Source organism: Paenibacillus sp. FSL R7-277, assembly GCF_000517965.1.
GTDB classification, from domain to species: Bacteria; Bacillota; Bacilli; order Paenibacillales; family Paenibacillaceae; genus Paenibacillus_AQ; species Paenibacillus_AQ silagei.
Genome location: NZ_ASPX01000001.1, coordinates 1 through 12,940 on the forward strand (window position 1 = coordinate 1; position 12,940 = coordinate 12,940).

Consider the following 12,940-nt stretch of genomic DNA (forward strand, 5'->3'; position numbering starts at 1 on the left):
TCCTCTCAAACTCCGCTCGACTTGCATGTATTAGGCATGCCGCCAGCGTTCGTCCTGAGCCAGGATCAAACTCTCCAATTAGGTTTTTCCGAGCGGCTGCTTCACCCAAATCACTTTGAGGAAATAACCATCCGAAAACTATCGAAAAGAGCGATTGCTCATTTTGAAACTGACGATTCATTGAATGAATCTTGTAAAAATTAAAGCGTTCCATTTGTTCAGTTTTCAAAGAACTTGCTCCCGGCATTTCAACGTTATGTCTCTTGCACAGGAATTATATCATATCATTTTATTACGTTTGTTGTCAACTTATTTTTCTTCCGCCGCTCAATTCAGCGTCGATGTCTCATAAGCACAAGAGATAATATATCACGCGCTCCAAGCGTTTGCAAGTCTTTTTTTATAATAGGATTAAGCACTGCTTTTTTTGAGTTAATAATGAATAGTTCACCGCAGCCCTGCACAAATTGATTCCCATAATACTTCATTTGTCGCTACAATAGAATTTATCTTCGTGTCCATAGATAACTTATTTATTAAATGTTCCTGAAAGGAGTTCAAATGTCCAACAAGACCCTGCCTCAAGCTCCACCCGGCCCTCTGGGGGAATCACGAAATCTGCAGCAGGCTACCATCTACCGTATTTTGCTTGCTGTCAGCTTTGTTCATTTATTCAATGATTCCATTCAGGCACTGATTCCGGCGATGTTCCCTGTACTAAAGGATAATCTGGTACTCTCCTATGCCCAGATCGGCTGGATAGCGTTCGCGCTGAATCTCACCTCTTCGGTGATTCAGCCTATTATCGGCTTCGCCGCTGACCGGAAGCCGCGTCCGATCCTGCTCCCGCTAGGGATGTGCTGTACCTTTGCCGGGGTGTTCCTGCTCGCTTTTGCAGGTAATTATGTATTAGTGATTGTATCCGTAATGCTTGTGGGCTTCGGATCAGCTGCGTTCCATCCGGAAGGGATGCGTGTGGCTCATATGGCTGCCGGTCAGCGCAAGGGGCTGTCGCAATCCATATTTCAGGTGGGCGGCAACGCCGGCCAGGCCTTGGGTCCTCTATTAATGAAGTGGGTATTCATTCCCTTCGGTCAGATGGGTGCTCTCGGCTTCACCGTTATCGCCGCTGCCGGAGTCGCCATCCAGGCCTATGTGGCCCGCTGGTACCGAGAGATGCTGGATGCCGGATACACCTTCCGCAAAAAGTCAGCGTCACGCTCTATCGACCCTGCCCGCAGCAAACGTATTCTGATTACAACGGTTATTCTGGTCTTCATCGTATTCGTGCGATCCTGGTACGGCGCCTCCATCGGCGGGTATTATGCCTTCTATTTAATGGACAAATACGGGATGACGCTGGATAAGGCTCAGATCTATATCTTCATCTATCTCGCTGCCGGCGCTGTCGGCACCTTCTTCGGGGGCCCGCTGGCAGACCGCTTCGGCCGCCGCAATCTTATTCTGGTGTCGATGATCGGGACGGTGCCTTTTGCGCTGGCCCTGCCTTTTGTGAACCAGTTCTGGGCGGCCGTGCTGCTGATCATCTCCGGGTTCATTCTATTATCCAGCTTCTCCGTCACTGTGATCTACGCGCAGATGCTGTATCCAGGCAATATCGGTACGGTCTCGGGTCTTATTACCGGCCTTGCCTTCGGGCTTGGCGGAATTGGCTCTGTCGTAATTGGGCATCTGATCGACACGATCGGAATAGCCACGGTGTTCGTGGCCTGCGGCTTCCTGCCGCTGCTCGGTCTGCTGGCCCTGCTGCTGCCCGGCGACAAGAAGCTGGAGGAATGGGCAGCGGAATAATCCGCTGAATCTGGATAACGGCAGAGAATTATTCAAGGGACACTTTTTGCGGTACAATTAGTTAAAACTTGAATTAATCACTCTAAGGTGGAGGCACCAGAGGAGGCTAAACGCTTGAAAAACTTACTTACAACCCTTCGCAAAGGATACGGAAAGAAGCTCGTCTCGATTCACTTGTGGAATGCCTGGCTGGTCTTAATTCTTGCCCTTAGCGGTCTGATGCTGGTAGGCGGCTTCTGGAGAGAGCTGCTGGGTGAGGGCAGAGTGTGGCTGAAATGGGGCCATATCGTGTTCGGTCTGGCGCTGTTGATCCCTGTGGTCTACTATCTGCTCCTGGCGGCGAAGCACTGGAAGCGGCTCAAGGGTAAACCTGCGCAAAAAGCCAACGTCCTCTTCGTGCTGACGCTTTTGATCGGCTGGCTGATCTCAGGGGTTGTGCTCTGGCAGTTCAGGCTTGCCGGGCCGAGAGCAGCGAATACTGCGTTATTCATTCATGATCTGCTGACCTGGGTCGGCCTGCCAGTCATCATCTATCACTCCATTACACGGGTGAAGTGGCTGAAGGAGCCCAAGAAGCGCACGATTGTGGCAGAAGCTGTACCTGTAAAAGAGACCTTTTCTCCCGCAGGACGGGCTCGGCGCGCGACTCCTTCTGAAGCCCAGCCTATGTATTCACGCCGTGGTTTCATTAAGGTTGCGGTAGGCGCAGGGCTTGCTGTCACCCTCGGTCCCACTTTTGTCCGCTGGATCGGTAAATCCCTGCAGTTCCCGGGTACAGCCGACTATGTGGCAACCAATGCCAATGCATTGATTCCTGACCCTGTTCCGCTGGCGGAATCTGCACCTCCTATCGGCGGGGGAGCCGAGGGCAGCTTTCGCGTATATACGGTCACGGCCATTCCCGCGTTCGACAACTCCAACTGGTCTTTTACCATTGATGGCCTGGTGGATAAGAAGCTGAGCTGGAACTGGGAAGAGTTCGTCAAGCTGCAGCGCGAGGTGCAGGTCAGTGATTTTCACTGCGTGACCGGCTGGTCTGTGTACAAAAATACATGGGAGGGCCTCCCCCTCTCGAAGCTGCTCGATATGGCCGGTGTGCAGCCTGGGGCCGTCATGGTCAAGCTCTACTCGGGAGACGGTGTCTATACGGACTCACTCACTCTGGATCAGGCGAGGATGGACGATATCATGGTGGCCGTGATGCACGATGGCAAACCTATCCCCAATCAGCTCGGCGGGCCGGTTCGTCTCGTTACTCCGCAAATGTATGCCTATAAATCAGTCAAATGGCTGAACCGGATTGAGTTAATCAATGAAGATTATGTCGGGTACTGGGAACAGCGGGGATACGATAAAGATGCCTGGCTGCCGGGTGCGAAGCGGGTTTAATGTTGCTTCTGTCCTCTATTTCAGAATAAAAACCTCCTTTCCCAATTAGGGATTTGGAGGTTTTTGTTCTTGCTTCATGGATCACAGGCTTTTGAAGGAAGCATCGTACAGGCGGAACATGGTTTTGTAGCCGGACTCGTCAATCTTGATTCCAACATCCAGGCGCCCCGATATTTCAAGCGGACCAGAGGTGTAGCGGAGCTTACTGCCTTCAGGAACAAACACGATCATAATCTTGTTCCAGTAGGTCTCATCCCCATTATCGAACGGACACTCTGCACCCGGTTCGGGAATAAGCAGGAACCAGTTTTTCTCAAAAGAAAGGACCTCACCCATGAATCCCTTAATGGTAACCTGCTGTCCGCTAAGATCCCAGAAGTGCTCTGAGGGCCGGGTCTGATCGTCTCCGTCAAAAAAACCGTTCCAGTCTATGGCCGTATTCCCTGTGGAGACAGCACCCCCGGTAGCCACGACAGCCTCTGCCTCTGCCGCTGCTGCCGCAGACGGAGACGGTGACGGTGACATGCTCAATACCGGAGCAGATCCAGCCTTAACGGGCGCTGCTCCAGCGCTGCTCACCCTGGTACCCTTAGACGCTGCCGCTGGGCGTGGGCTTTGTACAGAAGAAGAGGCGGCCGGACTCGGCGTAATGGTTACATTCTTCCTGGAGGGCTTCCAGGTAGCCGTTCCAACAGGTGCAGCAGTAGGCGATGGAGACGGCTTGAACGTAACCGTCACCTTGGTCCCGGTATCCGTACCTTTGGATGGAGCAGCGGATGCAGCAACTCCGTCTTTGGCTGCTGGAGCAGTGTCCTGCGGGGAAGGGGATGCGGACGACTCACCCTCCGCCGTGACTTCCTCAGTGCTCTGCGGAGCTTCCACCACCACCGCAAAGGACTCCCCGTTCCCATTAGCAGCAGTATTCTGGCCACATGCCTGAAGCAGCAGCATACCTGTCACAGCTCCCGACAGCAGAAGCATTCTTCCTTGTAGTCGTATCAATTGAACGTACCTCCTATGATTTGAACAAGGCGAGCGGATGCATCCGGTACATCCGGAAGGCCGGTCCAAGCGAGGACAGCAGACCTATAGCCAACGCCCCAAGCACAATAAACCAATGCTCCGGTGTCCAATGGTAGGGCTCGATTTGAATGCCCGCCTGCGAGAACAGTATGTCCTTGAGCAGAAAGGCACAGAGATGACCGATCACAAGCCCCGCGATGAGTCCGGTTGCTGTTACCAGCAGGCCTTCTGTGGTTAGGGAGAGCCATACGTAGGCCCGTGATTTTCCGAGAAGACGCAGTATTCCGACATCCTTGGTCCGCTCCGAGGCTGCTGCAACGAGAGATAATAGAATCGCAATACCTGCAAGAAGTACACAAATGGCGGTCAGCATCCCCAGCAGCCGGGAGCCCTGATCCACTGCATTCAACACCTCGGACACGGCCTTGCTGGTATACGCCGCCTGGACACCATTGCTGCCATCGAACGCCTGCTTCAAATCATGGGCCCCCAGCAGACTGGCCGGCTTAACCAGCACCGCCGTAATCTCCCGTTCCTCAGGAGACAGCCCGTGTACAGCCCAGGCATAGTCAACTGTCGTAAAGACCGCTCGGTCATCTGGAGTATGGAGTTCTGGAAGAATACCCGCTACTCTGTATCGAAAATCCTCATGAGCATGCCCGGCTTGCTCTCCCGTCCCCTCATCTTCGGCTGCCGCATGTCCTCCTGCTTCTTCGGCCTCATGATCCCCTTCATGCTCAGCCGCTGCGGATTCGTGGTCTTCTCCCTGCACAAGTCCATGCGCCCCCGCAAAGGTATCGCCTACCTTCAGTCCCAGGGACCGGGCCACGTATGAGCCTACAATCGTATCACCAGTATCGGCATACATCTTGCCTTCCTGTAGCCGGCTGCCACCGTAACGGGTGAAGAAATACCCGGAATCTATCCCGACAATCGGATAGCCCTTGTAGTTGTCGCCCGTAGTCATCGCAAAGGCAGCTTCCACAGACGGGTCACGCCGGGCCTCATCCAGTACAGCGAGCGGGATATTCCCGGTTGGTGCACCGATATGATAAAAAGTATTGAGCACCAGTTGTGTCTCACTGCCCGCTGCGCCTATGACAAGATCAAAGGGGCCATAGCCTTTCTTAGCCCCCTGCTCAACACTCTGACGGGATAGAACAAGTAAAACAATAAAGGCAACTGTAACCGACACAGCACACACGGTAAGCAGAGACAGGAACCGCCGGTGCAGCACATTGCGGAGGGTGAGCCGGAACAGGCTCATAGTGAAATCCCCTCCCTGTCTATCCCGCTGAACGAAGACCGCTGCCGGGCTAATACCTCCCGGCGTACTTCATTGATATCTTGAATGTTCAAGCGGCGTGGAAACCGTTCAGCCATATTGAGGTCATGGGTTACCACGATTAAGGTGTGTCCATGGGCCTTGCTAAGCTCCAGGAGCAGAGAGGATATCTCATCGGCCGTCTCCCAGTCCAAGCTGCCTGTCGGTTCATCTGCCAGCAGAAGCGGCGGGTGATTGATCATGGCCCTTACAATAGCAACGCGCTGCTGCTGCCCGCGTGAGAGCTGGGATGGCAGATGCCTTCCGCGGCCCCCCAGGCCCACCTGCTCCAGCCAGCCGTCCACTATGCGCCGTCTCTCCTTTTGCGGAAGCCGGGCCGTCATGGCAATCTCGACATTCTGCCGAGCGGTCAGCGAAGGAATCAGATGGAAGTCTTGAAGCACATAGCCTATAGCAGAAGCACGGAAGGCATCGCGCTTCGCCTCAGTTAACTCGTGAAGCAGCTGCCCATCTACGGTAATTCTGCCGCTGTCTGCACTCATAATGCCGCTGATCAGATGCAAAAGCGTGCTTTTACCGGACCCGCTGGGTCCGGTAATGGCTACACGCTCTCCTTTTTCAACATTCCACCGGGGGATATCGAGGATCGGCACAGCTCTGCCGTCCACTTTGAATTGTTTGGTCAAATTCTGAATCTGGAGCAATAAGAGCCACTCCTATCTGAGCACAATGCGTTCGGACAGCGCATCCCAGGTTAAGGTCGTGCCCTTCAACTGGTTGAACGCACTAAGCGGAAGGTAGAGTACGTTGTTATCCACATCCACCGTGTATGCGGCCGCTTTACTGTTCAGCTTCGCTGTTTTACCGGTCAGGTCGACTTCAATCGTATTCTTTCCAATAGTAAGCTTGGCAGCAGAAGTGCTCCCTGTATAGGTTCCTCCAAGCGCCTTCACCAGAGCCTGAGCCGGATAGAGCACTTCATTGTCGCGGCTGATTTTGAATTTCGGATAGACATATTTCGACTGCAGCTCTGCGGAACGCTTGTTCAGATCCAGTCCCAGTATTCCCGCTCCCATAGTTGCGATCTGCGTATTGTCAATCTGCCCCTTCACCTTATCAGCAATCGGGCCATACGCCCACACCCCAACATCCACCGCAGAGTGGCCGTGACCCGACCAGCCGACCAGCAGGCGCTTGGAAATCACTGCATTATAAGCGCCTTCCCGTTTGTACGAAGAACCGTCACCGTTCATAATCTGGGTAACTTCCTCATCCGTCAGATCTGTAATCCAAGTGTTTGCCGTTACGATTTTGCGGATCTCTTCCGGTGTCTGCGCTGCTTCAAGATCGGCTGCCAGACTCTCAGAGGAGTGCTTCTGCTTGTTCCACAGATCGATGTTGATCTCATAGATATTGTCACGCGAGAGTGAGAGACCGCCTGTCTCATGGTCAGCAGTAACCACCACGGAGGTATTGCCGTTTTTCTTCGCAAATTCAACCGCTGTCTTGAAGGCTGCGTCGAAGTCGAGCGCTTCCTGCACGAGGGTCGGCAGATCGTTGGCATGACCGGCATGGTCGATACGCCCGCCTTCAATCATCATGACGAAGCCGTCTTTATCGGCGGACAGAATATTCAGTGCCTTGGAGGTCATCGCTGCCAGGCTCGGAATTTCCGGAGTGCGGTCTGGTGTATAAGCCACATGGGAGTTGCCGAACAAGCCTAACACCTTGGTATTCTTGGAAGTGAGTGTATTTAAGGCTGTGGTATTCTCAACGACCGTATAACCTTTGGCTTTGAAGTCAGGCAGCAGGTTCTTATCCGTACGTTTGCCCTTCTCATCCTTGGTCAGGAAGAACTGCTTCCCGCCGCCCATCAGCACATCCACGCCGCTCTCCAGGTACTGTGAGGCAATCGCCGATTCATTGTCACGGTTACGGACATGGGAAGCGTACACGGCAGGTGTGGCATGGGTGATACGGGCAGTGGTCACCAGACCAGTGGCCTTGCCCGCGCTCTCAGCAGCTTCGATAATGGAAGCAAAGGGCCTCGAGACATCCTCATTAGAGACGCTGATGCCTGCGTTATAGGTTTTATGGCCTGTAGCAAATGCAGTACCGGCAGAGGCGGAGTCTGTAACGATCCCGGATACGATTTTACCGCTGTCCTCTCCCCGGTCTGCATATGTAGTAGCTTGTCCCACGTAGTATGGATCGAGGTTCAGGTGCTTGACTCCCTTGGTATATTGCTGAAAATATCTTGCCGCAGACACTTGGGCCGGGCCCATGCCGTCGCCGATCAGAACGATAAGATTCTTAGACTGGGCCTTGGCAGCGCCCCCGGAATTAGCCGGGCTCTTGGCCGCCCCTGCAAGGGTTGCTCCTGAGACTAAGGCTGCCGCCAATCCTCCAAAAATCATGCCCCTCATTAACTTGTTCATCATATACCCCTTCCTCATTGTGACGGTTCTAATCCCAAGCTTACCCTGGAAAGATTAACTAACTGTCAAAATAAGTATGGAGTTGTATTAAATTATCAAATGTTCACATGAAAGCGGAAGGGTAGCCGTCTGCACAACAAAATCACCCTACCAGGTGACAACTACTGGTGCCTTATCCCCGTACATCCGGCCCGTTCACCCTCGCTTGCCGCAATGTGGTCAGTTTTTCGATTACATCCGGCCCGTTCACCCTCGCTTGGCGCAATGTGGTCGGTTTTTCGATTACATTCCGCCCATTCACCCTCTCTTGGCGCAATGTGGTCGGTTTTTCGATTACATCCGGCCCGTTCACCCTCACTTGGCGCAATGTGGTCGGTTTTTCGATTACATCCGGCCCGTTCACCCTCGCTTGCCGCAATGTGGTCGGTTTTTCGATTTCCTATACATCAAAAAAAAGCCCTGCGCCCCTCCGCTCATAAGCAAAGGAAACACAGGACCTATATATTCTCTTACATCTCTAGCAGCCGGATCAGCTCGTCTTCATCCTCAATGACTTGAATGCCGAGCTGCTGGGCTTTGGCCAGCTTGCTGCCCGCCTTCTCCCCGGCGATAACCAGATCCGTCTTCTTGGAGACGCTGCCGGATACCTTCGCCCCCAGAGCCTCCAGACGTTCGGCGGCTTCCTCGCGGGTCATTTTTTGCAGGGAACCGGTGAGGACGACTGTTTTGCCGCTGAAATAGGTATTGGTATTAACTACACGCGGAGCTTCAGGAGCCTTGGCCTCTACCCCCAGCGCCCGCATACGGTCGATACTAACCACTACGAACGGATCGGCAAAATAATTCACGATGCTCTCCGCCACAATTCCCCCGATATCCGGCAACCCGGCCAGTTCCTCCGCTGTAGCAGACATGACGGCTTCCAGGCTGCGGTAATGGTCGGCCAGCATTCTTGTCGTGGCTTTGCCGGTATTAGGAATACCAAGTGCATAGAGGAAGGATGCCAGATCTCTGCCTTTGCTGTCTTCGAGTGCCTTCAGCAGATTCGCCGCCTTCTTCTCTCCGAACCGCTCCAGCTTCACCAGCTGGTCGAAGGTTAGCTCATACAGATCCGCAGGCTCCCGTACACTAAGCTCCTCATGCAGCTGAGCCGCTGTCTTCTCACTGAACGTCTCGATATCCATGGCATCTCTGGAGGCAAAATGGGTAATCCGGCTGACAATCTGCGGCTTGCAGTCAAGCTTGTTATTGCAGAACAGATGAGCACCGCGCATCTCCAGCGGGAACCCGCAGGCCGGACACTCTTCGGGGAAGATAATCTCCCCGCCGTCACTCTCTTCTGTCACCTTACCCAGAATCTCGGGGATGACATCATTGGAGCGGCGGATGAACACCCGTGTGCCCAAGGCAAACTTCAGATTCTTGCGCTCAATATCGCCCACGTTGTTAAGGGTGCAGTTCTGCACCGTAACCCCGGCTAGTTCTACAGCCTCCACCCGCGCGAGCGGCGTGACCTTGCCCGTGCGTCCGACATTCCAGCTGACCGACTCCAGAATAGTTGTGGTCTCTTCCGCCTCGAATTTATAGGCTACGGCCCAGCGCGGGAACTTGTCGGTATAACCCAGCGCCTCACGGATGCGGAAATCTGTGACCTTAATAACTGCCCCGTCAATCAGATAATCCAGACCGGAACGGCTCTCTTCAATCTCTGCCAGTTGCTCGGTTACATCATCGAAATTGCTGAAGTAGTTGAGGTAAGGGTTAACCTTGAACCGGTTGCTGCGCAGGAAATCCATCATCTCCTGATGATCGGCGAACTGTGCGCCTTCTGCATACCCCACATTATAAAAGAAAGCATTCAGCCTGCGGTCGGCAGTCATCTTGGGATTCAGGTTGCGCAGCGCTCCCGCCGCACCATTGCGTGCATTCTTCAGCGGCTCTGCTGCGCGGGTATTATAATCCGCCAGTACTGACAGGTTCATAATCCCCTCGCCCTGCACTTCAATAACGCCTTCCTTGAACGGAATATTCAGCGGAACGGACTTGATCGTCTTCACCTGAGCCAGAATCCCCTCACCTGTCACCCCGTTGCCACGGGTAGCTGCTTGTACGAGCGCCCCATCACGATAGGTCAGGTTCAGCGTCAGGCCATCGAACTTCAGCTCTACGGCATAACACGGCTCCGGCAGCGGATTCTCCGGGTTCTTGGTATTATAATCATTCACCAGCTTCAGCACACGGGTGTTCCAAGTACGGAGCTGTTCAATATTCTGCGCCTTGTCCAGACTCCACAGCGGTGCCAGATGGCGGTGCGGTGTGAAGCCCTTCAGCAGCTCCCCGCCTACCCGCTGGGTTGGGGAATGCGGCAATACAATTCCGCTCTCCGCTTCCAGCGCTACCAGCTTGTCGTAGAGCACATCGTATTCCTTGTCGCTGATCTGCGGAGCATCCAGCGTATAGTAGTGATAATTGTATTGATTCAGCTCGGCTACAAGCTCTTCCATCGTGAACATCATATCCATCCGGCATATCCCTCCGTCAAATAGGTTTCCTACGGTTAGCGTGATCCAAAAGCACTGCCGTTAATCGCAAGCTTGATTTATTCAACTTTGGTGATCGGCGCAAAGCCGGCCAGCAGCCGCTTAACGCCTACCGGCGCCGGGAAGGCAATCTGCAGCTCCGTATCGTTGCCGCTGCCCTTCACGGCCACAATGGTGCCGGTGCCCCATTTGCCGTGGGCGACCTTGTCGCCCGCTTTGAAGCCTCCGGCCTCCGCAGCCGCCCCGGCCCCGCCCGTCGTGCGCTGCGCGCCTCCGGTCGTCACCACCACACGGCCCGCGCCTGGCACCGCGCTTGCCGAGCTGCCGCTGCCGAAGCTGGCGGACCCGCCGCCTCCCGGCGCGTTCCCGGCAGCAGCGGTGCGGCTGCCGAAGTTCCCCCGGCTGCCTCCGCTTCCGCCGAAGCCCCGGCCGCCATAGGCACCGCCTGCCTCCGCGCCTCCGCGCCGGAAGCGGTCCGATTCACGGACGGTATCTTCCTTCAGCTCCTCCGGAATCTCCTCCAGGAAGCGGGACGGCGCATTCGCGTTCGTCCGCCCGAACAACGTGCGCATCCGTGCGCAGCTGAGGAACAGCTGCTTCTCCGCACGGGTAATGCCCACATACGCCAGCCGGCGTTCTTCTTCCAGTTCATCATTGTCCTGGAAGGCACGGCTGTGCGGGAATACCCCTTCCTCCATCCCGATGATGAAGACGGTCGGGAACTCCAGCCCCTTCGCGCTGTGCATCGTCATCAGCACCACCGCATCACTGCGTTCTTCTTCATCATTCACGCTGTCGATATCCGCAATCAGCGCCAGATCGGTCAGGAAGGAGACCAGCGACTTGTCTTCATTGTTCTTCTCGAATTCCATCGTAACGGACAGGAACTCGTCAATGTTCTCCAGGCGTGAACGGGACTCCAGCGTATTCTCATTCTGCAATTCAAGGCGGTACTGCGACAGCTCGAGAATCTTCTCAGTCAGCTCTGTTACCGAGAGGAATTCCACCATCCGGTGCAGGGCTTCGATCATATCGTAGAATTCCACCAGCGTGTTGCGGGTGCGTCCAGCGAACCCGAGATCATCCACCGTCTGCAGCGCCCGAAAAATCGAGACGCCCTGGGCCGCAGCCGCTGCCGCAAGCTTACCAACGGTTGTATCCCCAAGTCCGCGCTTAGGAACATTGATAATCCGCGTCAGGCTGATATCATCATCAGGATTGGACAGCAGGCGGAGATACGCCAGCAGATCCTTGATTTCTTTACGGTCGTAGAACTTGATCCCCCCGACGATCTGGTACGGAATATCTGATTTGATCAGAATTTCTTCTATTACACGGGACTGGGCATTCGTACGGTACAGAATCGCATGGTTCTGGTAAGCCTGCCCCTGCTTCACATTCTTGCTGATCTCCCCGGTGACAAAATATCCTTCGTCATGCTCAGTGTCGCCACGGAACACCTTGATCTTCGCGCCTTCATCGGAGTCCGTCCACAGCTTCTTCGGCTTGCGGCCCGTATTGAGGGCAATTACGCCGTTGGCGGCATTCAGAATGTTCGAGGTGGAACGGTAATTCTGCTCCAGCAGAATCGTCTGGGCTTCGGGGTAATCCTCTTCGAAGTTCAGAATGTTCGAGATATCCGCCCCGCGCCAGCGGTAGATCGACTGGTCACTGTCCCCGACCACGCAGATCCGGTGATGGCCTTCAGCCAGCATCCGGCAGAGCATGTACTGCGCACGGTTCGTATCCTGGTACTCATCAACATGAATATACTTGAACTTCTTCTGATAGAAATCCAGTACATCCGGCTTCTCCTTGAACAGCTCGATCGTCTTCATAATCAGGTCATCGAAATCGAGAGAGTTATTGCTTCTCAGCCGGTGCTGGTATTTAGAATACACCTTAGCCACCAGGCCTTCAAAATAATCGCCAACCTTCTGCTCATACTGCGCCGGTGTAATCAGCTCATTCTTGTTCGTGCTGATGACGGCCTGGACGGCCTTCGGCTCGAACTTCTTAGTGTCGATGTCGAGATCCTTCATACAATTGCGGATGACGGACAGCTGATCTGTCGAATCCAGAATGGAGAAATTCGAGGTGAAACCAATCTGATCGATATCCTTCCGCAGAATCCGCACACACATCGAGTGAAAAGTGGATACCCAAATATCCCGGCCCTCCGGCCCTACCAGCTTGGAGACACGATCCTGCATCTCCCGGGCAGCTTTATTCGTAAACGTAATCGCCAGAATCGCCCAAGGCGGTGCCTTACGGTTCGCGATCAGCCAGGCAATCCTGTGGGTCAGCACGCGGGTCTTGCCGCTGCCCGCGCCAGCCATGATGAGCAAGGGTCCTTCAGTTGCTTCTACAGCCTGACGCTGCGGGGGATTCAGACGGCTTACGGCGTCCTGTATGTTAACAAGTTGCATGTGTTACATGCTCCTTTCTGAATA

9 protein-coding genes and 1 rRNA gene are annotated in these 12,940 nt (G+C 54.4%); 3 read left to right on the top strand and 7 right to left on the bottom strand.

What is annotated here, in order from left to right:
* A 16S ribosomal RNA gene (locus C173_RS00005) occupies positions 1 to 81 on the bottom strand; the annotation flags it as partial.
* A 480-nt stretch (positions 82 to 561) separates the two neighbouring features.
* Between C173_RS00005 and C173_RS00010 the strand changes: the two genes are divergently transcribed.
* On the top strand, positions 562 to 1,812 hold the full coding sequence (locus C173_RS00010) for an MFS transporter (protein ID WP_036721068.1): 1,251 nt from the start codon (positions 562 to 564) through the stop codon (positions 1,810 to 1,812).
* A gap of 114 nt (positions 1,813 to 1,926) precedes the next feature.
* Positions 1,927 to 3,201, top strand: coding sequence for a molybdopterin-dependent oxidoreductase (locus C173_RS00015; RefSeq protein ID WP_081750949.1), 1,275 nt, complete (start codon positions 1,927 to 1,929; stop codon positions 3,199 to 3,201).
* Positions 3,202 to 3,282: 81 nt separating this feature from the next.
* Here C173_RS00015 and C173_RS33440 read toward each other — a convergent pair whose 3' ends face one another.
* From C173_RS33440 to C173_RS00035, 4 genes are read right to left on the bottom strand one after another with little or no spacing between them, the layout of a single operon-like run.
* Positions 3,283 to 4,203, bottom strand: coding sequence for a hypothetical protein (locus C173_RS33440; RefSeq protein WP_235191709.1), 921 nt, complete (start codon positions 4,201 to 4,203; stop codon positions 3,283 to 3,285).
* Between the two features lie 13 nt (positions 4,204 to 4,216).
* Positions 4,217 to 5,491 (bottom strand): ABC transporter permease, encoded by a 1,275-nt coding sequence (locus C173_RS00025; protein ID WP_036721073.1) that lies wholly within the window; start codon positions 5,489 to 5,491, stop codon positions 4,217 to 4,219.
* Positions 5,488 to 6,195 carry an ABC transporter ATP-binding protein gene (locus tag C173_RS00030; protein WP_235191710.1) on the bottom strand — a complete coding sequence of 236 codons (708 nt, stop codon included), beginning with the start codon at positions 6,193 to 6,195 and terminating at the stop codon, positions 5,488 to 5,490. Before C173_RS00030 ends, C173_RS00025 begins: the two co-directional genes overlap by 4 nt.
* Positions 6,196 to 6,225: 30 nt before the next feature.
* Positions 6,226 to 7,947 carry an alkaline phosphatase gene (locus C173_RS00035; protein ID WP_442792609.1) on the bottom strand — a complete coding sequence of 574 codons (1,722 nt, stop codon included), beginning with the start codon at positions 7,945 to 7,947 and terminating at the stop codon, positions 6,226 to 6,228.
* A 167-nt stretch (positions 7,948 to 8,114) separates the two neighbouring features.
* On the opposite strand from C173_RS00035, the gene C173_RS34080 reads away from it, so the two are divergent.
* Positions 8,115 to 8,426, top strand: coding sequence for a hypothetical protein (locus C173_RS34080; RefSeq protein ID WP_155991148.1), 312 nt, complete (start codon positions 8,115 to 8,117; stop codon positions 8,424 to 8,426).
* 30 nt (positions 8,427 to 8,456) lie between these two features.
* Here C173_RS34080 and ligA read toward each other — a convergent pair whose 3' ends face one another.
* Both ligA and pcrA read right to left on the bottom strand, forming a co-directional pair.
* On the bottom strand, positions 8,457 to 10,469 hold the full coding sequence (gene ligA, locus C173_RS00040) for an NAD-dependent DNA ligase LigA (protein WP_036721079.1): 2,013 nt from the start codon (positions 10,467 to 10,469) through the stop codon (positions 8,457 to 8,459).
* 77 nt (positions 10,470 to 10,546) lie between these two features.
* Entirely contained in the window at positions 10,547 to 12,916 is a 2,370-nt protein-coding gene (gene pcrA / locus C173_RS00045) for a DNA helicase PcrA (RefSeq protein ID WP_036721081.1), read from the bottom strand.
* Between the last annotated feature and the right edge of the window lie 24 nt (positions 12,917 to 12,940).